General features: G+C 65.5%; 12 protein-coding genes and 1 tRNA gene. 2 read left to right on the forward strand and 11 right to left on the reverse strand.

Annotation, left to right across the window (positions count from 1 at the left end; translation table 11 throughout):
- Window positions 1-341 precede the first annotated feature (341 nt).
- On the forward strand, window positions 342-1,226 hold the full coding sequence (locus tag ACYQ07_RS13765; protein WP_459882561.1) for an IS1595 family transposase: 885 nt from the start codon (window positions 342-344) through the stop codon (window positions 1,224-1,226).
- Window positions 1,227-1,280: 54 nt separating this feature from the next.
- Here the strand turns inward: ACYQ07_RS13765 and ACYQ07_RS13770 are convergent, their stop codons facing one another.
- The 4 genes from ACYQ07_RS13770 to cmk all read right to left on the reverse strand — a co-directional run bounded on the left by ACYQ07_RS13770 (window position 1,281) and on the right by cmk (window position 4,521).
- Window positions 1,281-1,772, reverse strand: coding sequence for a type IV pilin domain-containing protein (locus ACYQ07_RS13770; RefSeq protein WP_459882563.1), 492 nt, complete (start codon window positions 1,770-1,772; stop codon window positions 1,281-1,283).
- A gap of 861 nt (window positions 1,773-2,633) precedes the next feature.
- A tRNA-Pro gene (locus tag ACYQ07_RS13775) sits at window positions 2,634-2,704 on the reverse strand.
- Window positions 2,705-2,973: 269 nt separating this feature from the next.
- The gene (locus ACYQ07_RS13780) at window positions 2,974-3,915 is read right to left on the reverse strand and encodes an RNA-guided pseudouridylation complex pseudouridine synthase subunit Cbf5 (protein ID WP_459882565.1); all 942 of its coding nucleotides are present in this window, start codon (window positions 3,913-3,915) and stop codon (window positions 2,974-2,976) included.
- 27 nt (window positions 3,916-3,942) lie between these two features.
- Window positions 3,943-4,521, reverse strand: a complete 579-nt coding sequence (cmk, locus tag ACYQ07_RS13785) for a (d)CMP kinase (protein WP_459882567.1) — start codon at window positions 4,519-4,521, stop codon at window positions 3,943-3,945.
- 158 nt (window positions 4,522-4,679) lie between these two features.
- Between cmk and ACYQ07_RS13790 the strand changes: the two genes are divergently transcribed.
- Window positions 4,680-5,273, forward strand: a complete 594-nt coding sequence (locus ACYQ07_RS13790) for a hypothetical protein (RefSeq protein WP_459882569.1) — start codon at window positions 4,680-4,682, stop codon at window positions 5,271-5,273.
- Window positions 5,274-5,287: 14 nt separating this feature from the next.
- Here ACYQ07_RS13790 and ACYQ07_RS13795 read toward each other — a convergent pair whose 3' ends face one another.
- From ACYQ07_RS13795 to ACYQ07_RS13825, 7 genes are all read right to left on the reverse strand, one after another.
- A complete protein-coding gene (locus ACYQ07_RS13795) occupies window positions 5,288-5,779 on the reverse strand; it encodes a CBS domain-containing protein (RefSeq protein WP_459882572.1) in 492 nt (163 codons plus the stop codon).
- A 106-nt stretch (window positions 5,780-5,885) separates the two neighbouring features.
- Window positions 5,886-7,226 (reverse strand): ABC transporter ATP-binding protein, encoded by a 1,341-nt coding sequence (locus ACYQ07_RS13800; protein ID WP_459882574.1) that lies wholly within the window; start codon window positions 7,224-7,226, stop codon window positions 5,886-5,888.
- Entirely contained in the window at window positions 7,223-8,458 is a 1,236-nt protein-coding gene (locus ACYQ07_RS13805) for an ABC transporter ATP-binding protein (RefSeq protein WP_459882576.1), read from the reverse strand. The genes ACYQ07_RS13800 and ACYQ07_RS13805 overlap by 4 nt, the downstream gene beginning before the upstream one ends.
- Window positions 8,458-9,471, reverse strand: coding sequence for an ABC transporter permease (locus ACYQ07_RS13810; RefSeq protein ID WP_459882578.1), 1,014 nt, complete (start codon window positions 9,469-9,471; stop codon window positions 8,458-8,460). The genes ACYQ07_RS13805 and ACYQ07_RS13810 overlap by 1 nt, the downstream gene beginning before the upstream one ends.
- The gene (locus tag ACYQ07_RS13815; protein ID WP_459882579.1) at window positions 9,468-10,457 is read right to left on the reverse strand and encodes an ABC transporter permease; all 990 of its coding nucleotides are present in this window, start codon (window positions 10,455-10,457) and stop codon (window positions 9,468-9,470) included. Before ACYQ07_RS13815 ends, ACYQ07_RS13810 begins: the two co-directional genes overlap by 4 nt.
- A gap of 55 nt (window positions 10,458-10,512) precedes the next feature.
- Window positions 10,513-12,144 carry an ABC transporter substrate-binding protein gene (locus ACYQ07_RS13820; RefSeq protein WP_459882581.1) on the reverse strand — a complete coding sequence of 544 codons (1,632 nt, stop codon included), beginning with the start codon at window positions 12,142-12,144 and terminating at the stop codon, window positions 10,513-10,515.
- A gap of 201 nt (window positions 12,145-12,345) precedes the next feature.
- Window positions 12,346-14,598, reverse strand: coding sequence for an NADP-dependent malic enzyme (locus tag ACYQ07_RS13825; RefSeq protein WP_459882583.1), 2,253 nt, complete (start codon window positions 14,596-14,598; stop codon window positions 12,346-12,348).
- Window positions 14,599-14,644 lie beyond the last annotated feature (46 nt).

Below are 14,644 nucleotides of genomic sequence, written 5' to 3' on the forward strand. Positions count from 1 at the left end.
GGAAGTGCGGTATCAGCGTATCGAGGCTATGCGCCGCCGTGGCGTCCGGTCACTGGTCAGCCCTGTGAGGCCAGCGATTACGGGACGACCCGCAGCGGGTGCCGCGCGCGCCTATACCGGATCTGAGCAGTTCGAAGGGGAACCCCCACACGGCAGGTTTCGTTAGTGCTGGTGGGAGTTACATTACTCTTTCTTCTGTTCTCTCCGGCTTACTACAGTAGCAACTCAAGACGTTCGGTGATTTGTGGAACGCTCTTGGGTAGAGGATTGTTGGTCAGTTCTCAGCAGTAGCTGGAAGTCACAGCAGGCAAGGGTGACGCGTCCGCGTCACCCGACGAACGATGTTCCCAATCAAGACGTTCGTCTCGGAGCGTCGCGCCGCGAACCTGCTGGAACAGGTTCGCTGGCGCGACGGCGTCTATTGCCCACGCTGCCGTGGCGAATCTGTGATTCGGTACGGCAGCTATCGCGTGTTTCAGCGGTATCTGTGTAAGGATTGCGACCGCACGTTCAACGATCAGACCGGCACGATCTTCGAACATTCTACGGTGGCGCTCAGGAAATGGTTTCTCGCGGTCTACACGTACATCCGCTTCAACACGAGTTTCAGGCAGTTAGACGTAGAAATTGACGTTTCGTACAAGACGATCTACCGGCGCGTCCAGCGCTTCCTGCGAGCGCTGGACGCGCCTCGGATCCATCTCAAAGGCCCCGTTGAGATCGACGAATTCTACGTGAAAGCGGGGCTCAAGGGCCGCGAGCGCGACGGGTGGTCGCGCTCGCGTGGCCTGTCCACGCGCGGACGTGGAACGTACGCCGAGGACAAACTCCCTGTATTTGTTCTCGCAGATCGTGGCACAGGTGAACAGCACGTGATCCCGGCGAAAGCGGCGACCGAACCGAAGATTCGACTCCTGCTGGCCGACCGCCAGCAGGAGTCGTTAACCGTCTACACAGACGGCTTTCGGGCGTACGATCCACTTGACGAGGACGACGCATTCACTCGTGAATACGTCGTCCACGGTGACGGCGAGTACGTCGATGGAGATGTTCACGTGAACACGTGTGAGAGCCACGCGTCGCTGGCGCGACGGTGGCTCTCGCCGCATCGAGGTGTGTCTAAAGACAGACTCACGCCGTATTTCCGAGCGTTTCAGCTTCGCCGTGAAGTGTACAGAAAACCGGGGAAAGAAGCGCTCAAAACCATCCTTGAAACGGCGCTATGACTCACCAACAATCTGCGCCACAAGAGCGTTGTGGAAAAAGTGGTGAGCGCCTTTCTACGAGTCGTCCTCAGGGACCGTCACCGTCGTGGAGTACACGGAGTCACCAGACGGGTTGTGGATGATGCGAATGGTGATTCGGTCATCTTCCTCGAAGCCACCATCGAAATCAGCGGGTTCACCGTCATCCCAAACTGCTTCTTGTCCTGTCCGCCAGGTTTCACCCTCATCTAATGCATCATCTACTGAATCCCCAGTATCACTCCCATCGACAGTGACTCGAAGGTCATCGACTGAAATGTCTTGACCCCCAGTCTTCTCGATGGTAAACTCTAAGCCTCCGCCAGATGTATCATTGTCGAACCCGTCAACATCAGTGGAGAACGTCGCCTGCGGTGCGTTTTCACCGATCTGGTCACCGAGCCCGAGCACGAACGTCCCGATTACGGCGGCCAAAATTACAGTGATTGCGACCATGAGTATAACCCCGATCACGGGCGATACTGCCCGGTCGTCGCCGTCATTGTTGAATATCGCTTTGATGTTCATTGTGTTTGTCCCACGTCAACGCCCGAAAGAGTCAGGTGGGTTGGGCTATGAACACTACGTGTCCTACCGGACACTGGGGTCAGCCCTTCTTTCCTGGCCTCCATTTCGGAACGCCTACCGTGGCTACGCTGAGTTACACCCCCTTCGCTTATATAATGTCCGGCCCAGATATCAACGGATATAATTCGACTTCTTTGACATAATAGCCCAACACCGTTTAGGTGCTGGTCCGATCCGTGCGTCTATGGAGCCGACGGTGCAGTCGCTTGCGCGAACGTACATCTGATCGAGAGCATCTCGATCCGTAGGAGAAGGTGATGGATTAGCGACATGTCCAGCAATCCGGCGAGCGCGCCGGACTTCGTGTGCTCGCCCGTCCTCCCCGACAACTGCTGTAGCCGGCGCTCGCGGGCATCGAGCTCGTCGGCGGAGCGGTCACCGCTGTGATGAACGCAGTTGGGATCGTGGCGTGGAAACCCTAGACAGAGTGTGCCAAACTGTCTCGAAGTGTTTGCAAATAATCGTGATTTCATGGGTGGTCCGAGCAGAAGCTGGGCACAAACCCGATCGCAAACTTCGTGTGAGTGAATACCGCCAACGCTCTTCCGTAGGAGATTGTTGATACAGTCACCCGTTACAGATCTCATTCAGTAGCCGGCCGTCAGAACCGCTGAGTCGTACGTTCTCGATCCGATCGACCGACCACGGAATCGCAAGACGGCTCTCCATCAACAATGTGCTACACAAGAGCGTACCGCCAAAAAGTCACGCCGAGGCGGGTCATCGGCTACCTCCGAACGCCGAAATCAGCCGTTTCGAGTGGCTGAGGCTCTTGGTTATGTCAGTCTGCTTAGAATGGTATGGGACCGCTGAGAGTCGAACTCAGGTCCTACGGACCCCATCCGCAGAGGATACCACTACCCCACGGTCCCGTGTTGCGTTTACACCGATGGGAGTCCACTTCTTAAGGACTTCGTTTCACGACTCCGTCGGGGCGGGCGGGGTGCCCTTTTTGAAGGGTCGGCGGCCCGGCGGACTCGGGTCCGCGTCGGGGAATGGCGGTTCGGGTCCTCGCCGTCGGTGTGCCGGGCGTGCCGGAGCAGTCCCGCGTGCGAGCTCGTCGGCCGCGGCGGTGGGGTTCCGCGTGCCATGCGCCGCCTGCGCCCGGCGGGCGGGTGCGGAGGCGGAGGCGGCTGGCGACCTAGAGGAGCACGCGCTCCAGCGCGACGACGACGCCCGACTCCGCGCCGGGGTCGCCGACGAACCGGCCGAGACAGACGGCCGACCCGTTCGGCGCGAAACAGGCGACCAGCGGCGCCGCGTCGCCGTGGCTCGCGTCCGCGGCGTCGAGATCGGACTCGATCACGCCGGGCGCGTAGACGGGCGCGCCGTCGGCCACGTTGCGCGCCGCGGAGGGGGCGATGGTCAGCGCGGGAATGTGGGTTAGCGCCTCCTCCGCGGGGCGGACGACCTCCCGGAGGTAGTCGTCGTCGCCCTCGCGGGCCCACGCCAGCGCGTCGGCGAGGTCCCGCTGGGTGTGAAGGTCGCGGTCGTCGAACGGGTCGGTCGCCGTCCGCCGGAGGTGGCCCATGTGGGCGCCGACGCCGGCCGCGAGCCCGATGTCGTGACAGAGCTTCCGGACGTAGGTGCCCGACTCACAGCCGATCCGGAGCAGGGCCTGCCGCTCGTCGACTTCGAGCACGTCGAGCTCGTGGATCGTCCGGGTGCGGAGCCGGCGGGTGACCGCGCTCTTTCGGGGCGGCTTCTGGTACACCTCGGCCTCGAACTCCTCGGCCACGTCCCGAAGGGTGGCGGGCGCCGGCCCGTGGAGCTCCAGCACGGAGACGTACTCCTTGCGCCCCTCCAGAAACACCTGCGCGGCGCGGGTGGCGGTCCCCAAGAGGGTGGGAAGACAGCCGGTCACCTTCGGGTCGAGCGTCCCGCCGTGCGCGACGCCGTCGATGCGCTCGCCGTCGGGGTCGAGCGCCGCCAGCGTCTCGTTCACGGAATCGCGGGTCCACGCGGAGAGCTGGTGGGAGGAGGGGCCGGCGGGCTTGTCGAGGTTGACGACGCCGAACCGGAGCAGGTCGGGGACGGCACGCTCCGCGGGAGCGACACGAAGGGGATCGGCGTCGTCGGTCATTCGTGTAGACCGGGTCGCCGGCGACGCTTAAAAGTCGTGTTCGACGCCCTCGACGGGGTACTTCCCCTCGTCGTCGGCGGGGTCATACGCCTCGACGGTGGCGACGAGCGCGTCGAGGAACGGCTCGGGCCCCCAGCGGGCGGTGTTGTACGTCGCGTCGTAGATGGTGAGGTCGTCGATGTCGATGTTGTAGTACGCCAGATAGCGCTTCTTTTCCGAGGCCTCACGTCGCTTCGTCTCGGTGCGAGCGGTTTCGACCGACTTCTCTTCGCGCTCGGCGATCCGGTCGGCGCGCACGTCGAGCGGCGCGTCGAACCAGAGCCGGAGGTCGGCGGCGTCGCCGGCCAGCCACCCCGCCAGCCGGGATTCGAGCACCACGTTGTCGCAGGTGTGGGCGATCTCGTGGAGCCGCTCGTCGAGCGCCTCGTCGACGTCCTCGTCGTCCTCGGCGTGCTCGTTGAACTCGACGGGCGTCATGTCGTTGTCGGCGGCCATCTCGCGGAAGATGTCGCCGCCGCTGATATGCTCGTAGCCGAGCGCGTCGGCGAGTCCCGCGGCGTTCGTGCTCTTCCCGCTGCCGGGCGGGCCGGAGACGGTGATCAACATACGTCATCTGTGCGTGTCCGATTCAAAACGGTTGCCGTTCGACGGCCGGCGTGTGACCGTCTCGCGCGCCGGAATGCGGTACGACTGAACGCGGGTGCGCCGACGAAGAGTCACCGCCGCGACACAAGAGCCAAGGTCTCGGAGCCGAATCTCCGAACATGCAACCCTCCAAGGAGCGGGAGGCTGACGACGGCGACCCGCTCGACGACCTCGACGACCTCCTCGACGACGACCTCCGCGAGGAGGGCGGGGCGGACGGGGCGGGCGCGAACGCGGCCTCGGGAGCCGACGTGGCGGGCGCCGAAGACGCTACGAGCGGCACGGACGCGCCAGCGCGAGGCGACACCGGCGGCGGGCGGATCGGGATGGACGGCCGCTGGTTCTCGGCGAAGGCGCTGCTGTTCGCGGTCCTCATCCTCGGCGTCGCGGTCGTCGCCGGCGGGATGGTGCCGGTCGTCGGCGGCACGCTCGGCTCCGCGACGGGCGTGTTCGTGGGCGCGTTCCTCCTCGGCCTCGTCGCGTCGACCCGTCGCTACGTCGAGACCGGGATCGCGGGCGCCGGCTTCGGCGCGCTCAGCGCGGTGAGCGGCGTGCTCGGCGTCGGCTTTCTCCCCATCGGCGTCAGCTACCTCCAGCAGTGGGGGCTCACCCTGCTGGCGGTCGGCGGCGGCGCCGGACTCCTGCTCGCGCTGCTCGGCCACTACTTCGGCCGGGACCTCCGCGACGGGCTCACCGGCGGGGTCCCGGAGTAGGCCCCGAAAACGGCCTACAACCGCTCGTCGCGGAACGCCCGGATCACGTCCTGGCGGGCGACGAGGCCGACGAGACGGCCCGTGTCGTCCACGACGGGCAGCCGGTTGATGTCGGGGTCGTCACCCGCCAGCAGGTCGAGGATCTCGTCGATGTCGGTGTCGGCCGTCACCGTCTCCACGTCGGTCTCCATCACGTCGGAGACGGGGTCGTCGGCGAGTCGCGCGAAGTCGATGCCGAGGTCCAGATCCTGCCACGGCGGCGTCACCTGATAGGTGAGCGTGTCGACGAACGGCGGGAGGCCGACGGGGACCCACCACGTCTCGTCGTCGGGCTCGAACAGGTCCACCAGGTCGGATTCGGAGACGACGCCGACCACGAACCGGTCGTCGTCGACCACGGGAAACCCGCTGAACGAGTGCCGGGCGAACTGCTTGAGCACCGTCTTCACGTCGTCATCGGGCGATGCCGTGACGACGTCCGTCTGCATCAGGTCACGCGCTTGCATGACCGGCGATTCGCCGGCCGGCGTGGTAGGCGTTTCGGGAGGGGAGGGGGAACGCGACCCCGCGGGAAGCGCGCCGGCGCGCTCCAGGACAGGCCTCGGCTGCGAGTCAGTCGTCGGCGTCGGCTCTCGCGCCCTCGCCGCTGGTGACGCCCGCGTGCCAGTCGTCGACCGCGTCGGTGATTGCGGCAGGCTGGTCGTCGCGCAGACAGGCGGACGGGTGACCCGTCTCGGGTAACTCGGGATTGACCGCCTCACAGACGGAGGCGTACCGGTCCCGGAGCAGGTCGATCGCCGTCTCGACATCCCCGGCGGCGAGCGTCTCCATCGACTCCGTGATCACGGCGTGGTCCCTCCCCTCGAACTCGTGCGTGAACAGGTCCGCGTACAGGTGGTCGACGAACGCCGCGGCGTCGGTCTCGTCCGGGTCCCCGATCTTCTCCCAGCGAGTGTCGGGTTCGAGCCGCCCGTTCTCCAGCAGCGTCCGGTACTCGACGACCTCGCGGTAGGCGGACTGCTGCATGTCGAGTCCCTCCGGCTGGATGACGACCGGACAGCGAGTGCGGAACGAGCAGCCGGACGGCGGGTCCCGTGGGGATGGAACGTCACCGGAGATCGTCTCCCGCTCGCGGCTCTGTTCGTCGGTCGACGCCCGCGGCACGCTGGCGAGCAGCGCCTCCGTGTACGGGTGTTTCGGCGCGGCGAAGATCCGGTCGACCGGTCCAACCTCGACCAGCTCGCCGAGGTACATCACGGCGACGCGGTCACAGACGTGGCGGATCACCGAGAGGTCGTGGCTTATCAGCAGGTAGGTGAGGTCGAACTCCGCTTGAAGGTCCTCAAGCAGATTCAACACCTGCGCCTGCACGCTCACGTCGAGCGCGGACGTGGGCTCGTCGAGCACGAAGAACTCGGGTTCGAGCGCGAGGGCCCGCGCGATCCCGATCCGCTGCCGTTGGCCGCCCGAGAACTCGTGGGGATAGCGGTCGAGCTGGTCAGGCGAGAGCCCGACGTGTTCAAGCAGCTCCGCGGCGCGCTCCGCGCGCTCCTCGCTGGTCCCCACGTCGTGTATCTCCAGCGGCTGGCGGACGATCTCGCCGACCGTCATTCGCGGGTCCAAACTGGAGAAGGGGTCCTGAAAGACCACCTGTGCCTCCCGGCGGAACTCCTGGAGCGCGTCGCCCGAGAGGTCGTACACGTCCTCGCCATCGAACTCGACCGTGCCGCCGGTAGCCTCCTGAAGCCTGAGGAGCGTCTCGCCGGTCGTTGACTTCCCGCAGCCGGACTCGCCGACGAGTCCCAGCGTCTCGCCCCGGTTGATGTCGAAGCTGACGCCGTCAACGGCTTTGATCGCCGTCCGACCGTCGCCGAACACGCGGTCGATGACCGTGTCGTCCTCGTAGAAGTACTTTTCGAGGTCGCGGACGCTGAGCAGCGGCTCGCCGCTCATCGCGAGACACCTCCGTCGGCGGCCGCCTCCGGCTCGGACTCCGGCGTCTCGCCCTCGAAGTAGTCGTCCGGCAGCGCAGCCCCCTCGTCGTACGGCTCCCTCGCGAGGAAACAGCGCGCCCGGTGTTGCTCCGAGCCCGCGTCGATGTCGAACTCCGGCGGGTCCTCCAGACAGGTCGTCATTGCCTTGGGACACCTGTCAGCGAACGTACACCGGTCCGGTAGCTCGTGGTCGAGCAGGCTCGGAACGTTGCCGGCGATCGGTTGGAGACGGCCGCCGGCACCCTCGCCGTCACCGTCGAGGTCCGGAATGCTTCCCAGCAGCCCCCGCGTGTACGGGTGGACCGGGTGGTCGAACACGTCCGAGAGCGTGCCGCGCTCGACGACCTCGCCGGCGTACATCACGCCGACGCGGTCACACATCCGCGCAACGACGCCGAGGTTATGCGTGATGAGCAGGATCGTCATTCCCGTCTCCTCCTGGAGATCGGTGAGCAGGTCGAGCACCTGCGCCTGGATCGTCACGTCGAGTGCCGTCGTCGGCTCGTCGGCGATCAGCACCTCCGGCTCGCCGGCGAGCGCCTGCGCGACCATCGCGCGCTGGAGCATGCCGCCCGAGTACTCGTGCGGGTGCTCGTCGGCGCGGAGCACGGGGTCGGGGATGCCGACCATGTCGAGCAGCTCGACGGCACGGTCCCGGCTCTCCTCGGAGACGTAGTTGCGGGAGTCGGAGACGAAGCTCAGCAGGTAGCTTCCGAGCCCGTATCCCTGGGTTCGGGCCTCGACGGACCGGGGATTCGACCGCGCCCGCTGTTGGGCCTCGACCGCCTCCGCGATCTGCTCGCCGACGGTGAGACTCGGGTTGAAGCTGCTCATCGGATCCTGAAAGATCGTGGCGAAGTGCGTTCCCCGGAGCGACCGCCGTATCGGGTCGGGGAGCTGCAGCAGGTCGACGAACTCCCCGTCGACCGCCTCCGGATGGTCGTCGGCCACCCGTTCGACCAGCTCCTCGCTGCGGTACCAGATCTCGCCGTCGGTGACGCGGCCGGGCGACTCCAACAGCCCGACGATCGACAGCGCGGTGACGCTCTTTCCGGACCCGGACTCGCCGACGACGCCGAACACCTCACCGTCCGCGACCTCGAGGTCGAGACCGTCGACGGCGTTCACCTGTCCCTCCTCGGTGAAGAACCGGGTCTTCAGCCCTTCGACGCGGAGCAGGGGGTCGGACATCACACCCCACCTCCGTGTTCGCCGTCCAGCCCCGGGTCGAGCGCGTCCCGGAGCCAGTCGCCGAGTAAGTTGATCCCGATCACGGTGACCACGATGGCGATCCCAGGCATGCTGGAGATCCACCACGATGTCCCGAGATAGTCACGTCCCTGTGCGATGTCGAAGCCCCACGAGAGCGTCGTTCCGGAGAAGCCGAGGAACGACAGCGAGCTCTCGAGAAGGATTATCGCCGCCACCTGTATTGTCGCTAACACGATTATCGGAGTGAGACTGTTTGGAAGCACATGCTGTCGAAGGATGGTCCAGTCGCTGGCGCCGAGGCTCCGCGCCGCCTTCACGTACTCCTGCTGACGGATCGACAGCGCCTCGCCGCGCGCAATGCGGGCGAACCACACCCAGTTGACGATGCCGACCACGAGCGTCAGCGTCACCGGGAAGACGAACGTTTCCGGCATCCCCTCCGCCAGCCCCGCGGCGACGAAGGGGTCCGGTATGCGTATTGTCAGCGGCCCCAGCAAGCCCACGAGCGCGATCGCGAGGACGAGCGCCGGGAACGCCAACATCACGTCGGCGAACCGCATCAGCGAGTCGTCGACGCGGCCGCCGAAGTACCCGGCCGTCAGTCCGACGGAGACGCCGGTGCCGACGGCAAAGAGGGTGCCCAACACCCCGACCATCAGCGACGTTCGCGCGCCGAACAGTATCCGTGAAAACAGGTCACGTCCGAGCGAGTCCGTCCCCATCGGATGGTCGAGCGTTCCCTCGATGACGACCGTCTCCGTCTGTCGCTCGCCGTCGACCATCCGGAACTCCTCGCTGGTCTGTGTGACGCCCGCCGGCGGGAGGTTCCCTTCCTCCAGCTCCTGTGCAGTCGGGTCGTGAGGGGCGATGATCGGGGCGAACGTCGCCACGATCAGCATCACTGCGATGAGGAACAGCCCGATCTTTGCCATCATGCTGCGGCGGAGCTCCTTGCGGAGGCTGCGTTTGACTCGGTCCGAGAGGAAGCTCATTCGAGACTCACCCGCGGGTTGAGCCGCGCGTACAGCGCGTCCACGGCGATGTTGATAACGACGAAGCCAATGCCAATGACGATGAGTGCACCCTGGATGATCGGCCAGTCACGCACGTTGATCGCGTCGATGATCAGCGTGCCGAGCCCCGGCCAGTTGAAGACGTACTCCGTGATGACGGCCCCGCCGATGAGCGTCCCGAGCTGAAGGCCGAGCACGGTGATGATGGGGATCATCGTGTTCCGAAGCGCGTGTTTGTACGTGACGAGCGTCTCCGGCAGCCCCTTCGCACGGGCTGCCTGCACGTAGGGTCGTCCGAGCTCGTCGAGCATGCCGCTTCGGGTGAGTCTGACGATCATCGCGGTGAAGTAGGTCCCCAGCGTCACCGCCGGGAGGATCATGTGAGTTACCCAGATGCGCACGCCGGCGGGCTCGAAGTGGAACACCAGTAGCTCGAGTGCCGGGAGCAGTCCGATCGGGCGCTGGCTCGTCGGCAACAGCCCGAGCCCGACCGAGACGAACATGATGAGCATGATCCCGAGCCAGAAGTTCGGCGTGCTGATGCCGACCAGCGAGAAGGTGGTCGCCGCGTAGTCCGCCGGTTCGTGCCTGCGCGTCGCGCTAAGCACGCCGAGCGGAATGGAGAACGCAATGGCGACGACCGTGGCCGCGACCGCCAGCTCGATCGTGGCCGGGAGTCGCATGAAAATTATCTCTGCCGCGGGGCGTCCTCTGATGTACGAGTAGCCCATGTCGCCCTGCAACAGCCCGGTGAGATACTGACCGTACTGAATGTACATCGGCTGGTCCAACCCCAGGTTGGCGGCGATCTGTGCTCTGAGCTCCGGACCCGCGTCGATCGGGGCGACGAAGTCGACCGGACTGCCGGGCGTCATGAACCGCAGCAGAAACACCACGGTGATGACGCCCCAGACGACGAGAAGCCCCTGGAGACCACGGCGAATGAGGAACTGAAACTGTGACATGATAGAGTTGTGTGTGAACGGGAAGGTCGAACGGGACGGTGCGGTGAGGGGGGGCCTACTGGATCGACATCTCGTAGGCGCGGGTGTACTCATCCGGCGTCGGTTCCCACTCGACGCGCTGGTTCAGCCCGTAGATGAGGTACTCGCGGTTGAGGAAGACGAACACGGCGAGTTCGTGAGCGAGCTCGCAGGCGTCCTTGAGAAGCTGTTCGCGGGCGTCGTCGTCGGTCTCCGTCTCCGCCTGTGCGATGAGGTCCTCGAGCTCGTCGTCGACGAACGTGTACTGGGAGGTTCCCTCGGTGAGCCACGGCAGGAGGTTGGCCTGCGCGTCGAACGTGGTGTTCCCCCAGCCGATGAGGAAGAACTCCGGCGACGTTTCGAGGTCGCCGTCGAGGATGACCCCGGTCAGCTCCCCGAAGTCGGTCATGTTGATCTCACAGTCGACGTTGTCGAGTTCGTCGATGTATCCCACACACGCCTGCGCGATCTCGTCGCTCAGCAGGTACCGTCCCGACGGAACGGTCAACTCGATCTCGACGCCCGCGTGGCCGCTCTCGTCGACCAGCTCCTCGGCGTGCTCCGGGTCGTACGGGTACGGATCGATATCCTCGTTATGACCGAAGTATCCCTCCAGCGTCGGCTGTCCCGTGGCGTCGCCGAAGCCGGAGAGCACGTTTTCGACGATCGAGTCGAGGTCGATGGCGTAGTTCATCGCCTGCCGGAACTCCTGGCTGTCGAACGGCTCCACGTCGTTCCGCATCGGGAGCATGAGGATCCGCGTGCTCGGTCCGTCGGCGATGTACGTGTCCTCGTCGCTCTCGATCTCTCCCGCGTCCGTCGGGGGGACCGCCGTCGCGACGTCGATCTCGCCGGCGCGAAGGCTGTTGATCCGGGTGCTCGACTCCTCGGCGGCGTCGATCCGGAGGCTGCCGATCTCCGCCTCGCCGTCCCAGTAGTCCTCGAACGCCACGAAGTCGGTGTACTCGCCGTCGACGAACTCGTCGAGCTCGTACGGTCCGGTCCCGTTGATGTCCTGGGCGACCTCCTCGGGCTCCCGGTCCATGATCCAGTCCTCGCTGACGACGGGACAGTAGGAGCCGAGGTCGGCGAACGCCGTGGGGTATGCGCCGTCGGAGTTGACGATCACGGCCTCGCCGTCGTCCGATACCTCGGCCGACTCCACGCCGGGAATCTGGTCCCGCTGCGGGCTCTCGAGGTTCCCCACGTCGGGGTCGACGACGCGGTTCATGCTGAACGCGCAGTCGCTCGGTTCGAGTTCGGTGCCGTCGTGGAACTGGACGCCGTCGCGGATCTCCAGCCGGTAGGTCTCGTCGTCGATGACCTCCCAGTCGGTGGCGATGGCGTCGACGAGGTTCCCCTCGAGGTCGCGCGCGAGGTGAAGCTCGTACGCCTGAAACAGCACGTTGTCCGTCGTCGTCTCCCGGTGGTTGTGCGGGTCCAGCGTCGTCGGGTTCTGCGTCTGGGAGATGTGGAGGTGATCCTCGTCCTCCTCGACGGAGAGCTCGTCGTCGTCATCCTCGTCCTCGCCGTTCTCGTCCCCGTTCTCGATGTCGTCGAGGTCATCCGGGTCGCCGTCGAGACAGCCGGCTAGCGCGATACCGGATGTCGCGCCGGCGAACTGGAGGTAGTTACGTCTGCTCAACCGTCTCTTGGTATCGTCTGGCATAGAAGATTCGTAGAGAGGGATCCATATATACTCTGTGCTCCATTCATTGATCGTGCGGTATTGGGGGTCACAACGGTCCCTGCTCGTAGTTATCGTCCTCCTCTCTCCTGACACTCACTTTATAAAAGACTGCCACACTCGAGATCAAACGTTCGGAAAACTCCCCTTCGGCGGGGAGCGAGAATCGGTACGGCGTATACCCTACTCCTGTGCGTCGACGACGGCGACGCCGGCGAGGTTGACGATGTCCTTCACTTCGTCGCCCCGCTGGAGAACGTGGACCGGCTCGTCCATGCCGACGAGCATCGGGCCGATGGCCTCCGCGCCGCCGAGCCGCTGGAGCAGCTTGTAGCCGATGTTCCCGGACTCCAGGTTCGGGAACACGAGCACGTTGGCGGCCTCGTCGAGCTGCGAGAACTCGTAGGTGCCGTTGAGGATGTCCTCGACGACGGCGGTGTCGGCCTGCATCTCGCCGTCGACCGGGAAGTCGACTTCCGGGTCCTCGTGGAGGAGCTCGACGGCCTCACGCGACTGTCGCGTGCTCTCGTTGTCGACGCTGCCGAAGTTGGAGTACGACAGCATCGCCGCACGGGGTTCGACGTTGAACCGCCGGGCGAGCTCCGCGGTGTGGCGGGTGATCTCGGCGAGCGTCTCCTCGTCGGGGTCCTGGTTCACCGTGGTGTCCGCACAGAACACGACGCGGTTCTTGAACGTCAGCATGTAGACGCCGGCGACGTGGTCGGCATCCTCCGCGGAGCCGATGATCTGCAGCGGCGGACGAAGCGCGGAGGGGTAGTGGTGGGTAAGCCCCGTCAGGAGGGCGTCGGCGTCACCCGTCTTCACCATCGCGCTGCCGAGGTAGTTGGTGTCACGTCGGACCAGTTCGCCCGCCTCTCGGCGGGTGATCCCCTTGCGCTTGCGCGTCTCGTAGAGCTGGTCGGCGTAGACGGAGATGTCGCGGTGGTCGGGGTCGACGATCTCCGGCTCGAACGAGAGTCCGAGGTCCGCGGCGGTGCGGTGGATCTCGTCGGCGTCGCCCAACAGCACCGGCTCCGCGATCCCCTGTTCGGTGAGCTGGTAGGCCGCACGGATCATCTTCTCGTCGGTCCCCTCCGCGAGCGCGATGCGTTTGGGGTCGCTTTTCGCCTTGTTGAGCACGACCCGCATCATCTCGCGGGACTTGCCGAGGCGCGCCTCCAGCCGCTCGCGGTAGGCGTCGAGGTCGACGGAGGTGCGCGCGGCGCCGGACTCCATCGCGGCGTCGGCCACCTTCGGGGCGACCTCGAACAGCACGCGGGGGTCGAGCGGCTTCGGAATGACGTAGTCGGGGCCGAACTGGAGCGGGTCGTCGCCGTACGCCTTCACGACGGCGTCGGGCACGTCCTTGCGGGCGAGCTCGGCGAGCGCCTCGGAGGCGGCCGCCTTCATCTCCTCGTTGATCTCCGTCGCGCGCACGTCGAGCGCGCCGCGGAAGAGGAACGGGAAGCCGAGCACGTTGTTCACCATGTTCGGGTAGTCCGAGCGCCCCGTCGCCATGATCACGGTGTCGTCGCGCGCGTCCTTGGCGTCCTCGTAGGTGATCTCCGGATCGGGGTTCGCCATCGCGAAGATGATCGGGTTGTCGGCCATCGACCGGACCATCTCCTGGGAGACGATCCCGCCGATCGAGAGCCCGACGAACACGTCGGCGCCCTCCATCGCGTCCGCGAGGTCGCCGCCCTCCACGTCGCGGGCGAACTCGCGTTTGTACTCGTTGACCCCGCCCGCCTCGGCGCGGGCCTCCGTGATGATTCCCGAGGAGTCACACATCGTGATGTTCTCCTTTTTGGCGCCGAGCGAAACGTAGAACTTCGCCGTCGCGATCGCGGACGCGCCTGCGCCCGAAAAGACGATGTCGAGTTCCGAGAGGTCCTTGTCCCCGATGTCGGCGGCGTTGATCAGCGCGGCGCCGGAGATGATCGCGGTGCCGTGCTGGTCGTCGTGGAACACGGGAATGTCCATCTCCTCGCGGAGGCGCTCCTCGATCTCGAAACACTCGGGCGCCTTGATGTCCTCCAGGTTGATCCCGCCGAAGGTGGGCTCCATCGCGGCGACGGCCTCACAGAACGGGTCCACGTCGTCGATGTCGAGCTCGACGTCGAACACGTCGATGTCGGCGAACCGCTTGAAGAGGACGCCCTTCCCCTCCATAACGGGTTTGGAGGCCTGTGCACCGATGTCGCCGAGCCCGAGCACGGCCGAGCCGTTCGAGACGACGCCGACGAGGTTCCCCTTCGCGGTGTACTCGAACGCCTGGTCGTCATCCTCGGCGATGTCGAGACACGGCGCCGCCACGCCGGGCGAGTACGCCAGCGAGAGGTCACGCTGGGTGTTCGTCGGTTTCGTCGTCGCGATCTCGATCTTCCCCGGCGGGTCCTCCCGGTGATATTCCCGCGCGTCGTCATCCAGTCCCATGTGGTACCCCTTTCACGAACAGGGTAAAAAGGTGATCGAAAGCGTC

The sequence above is a fragment of the Halorubrum gandharaense genome, from assembly GCF_054654575.1.

Bases quoted from the DNA above. Each gene is read 5' to 3' on its own strand.
- ACYQ07_RS13780 (WP_459882565.1), bottom strand. From the start codon at position 3,915: ATGACCGACGACGCCGATCCCCTTCGTGTCGCTCCCGCGGAGCGTGCC.
- cmk (WP_459882567.1), bottom strand. From the start codon at position 4,521: ATGTTGATCACCGTCTCCGGCCCGCCCGGCAGCGGGAAGAGCACGAAC.
- ACYQ07_RS13800 (WP_459882574.1), bottom strand. From the start codon at position 7,226: ATGAGCGGCGAGCCGCTGCTCAGCGTCCGCGACCTCGAAAAGTACTTC.
- ACYQ07_RS13810 (WP_459882578.1), bottom strand. From the start codon at position 9,471: ATGAGCTTCCTCTCGGACCGAGTCAAACGCAGCCTCCGCAAGGAGCTC.
- ACYQ07_RS13805 (WP_459882576.1), bottom strand. From the start codon at position 8,458: ATGTCCGACCCCCTGCTCCGCGTCGAAGGGCTGAAGACCCGGTTCTTC.
- ACYQ07_RS13765 (WP_459882561.1), top strand. From the start codon at position 342: ATGTTCCCAATCAAGACGTTCGTCTCGGAGCGTCGCGCCGCGAACCTG.
- ACYQ07_RS13815 (WP_459882579.1), bottom strand. From the start codon at position 10,457: ATGTCACAGTTTCAGTTCCTCATTCGCCGTGGTCTCCAGGGGCTTCTC.
- ACYQ07_RS13820 (WP_459882581.1), bottom strand. From the start codon at position 12,144: ATGCCAGACGATACCAAGAGACGGTTGAGCAGACGTAACTACCTCCAG.
- ACYQ07_RS13825 (WP_459882583.1), bottom strand. From the start codon at position 14,598: ATGGGACTGGATGACGACGCGCGGGAATATCACCGGGAGGACCCGCCG.
- ACYQ07_RS13790 (WP_459882569.1), top strand. From the start codon at position 4,680: ATGCAACCCTCCAAGGAGCGGGAGGCTGACGACGGCGACCCGCTCGAC.
- ACYQ07_RS13795 (WP_459882572.1), bottom strand. From the start codon at position 5,779: ATGCAAGCGCGTGACCTGATGCAGACGGACGTCGTCACGGCATCGCCC.
- ACYQ07_RS13770 (WP_459882563.1), bottom strand. From the start codon at position 1,772: ATGAACATCAAAGCGATATTCAACAATGACGGCGACGACCGGGCAGTA.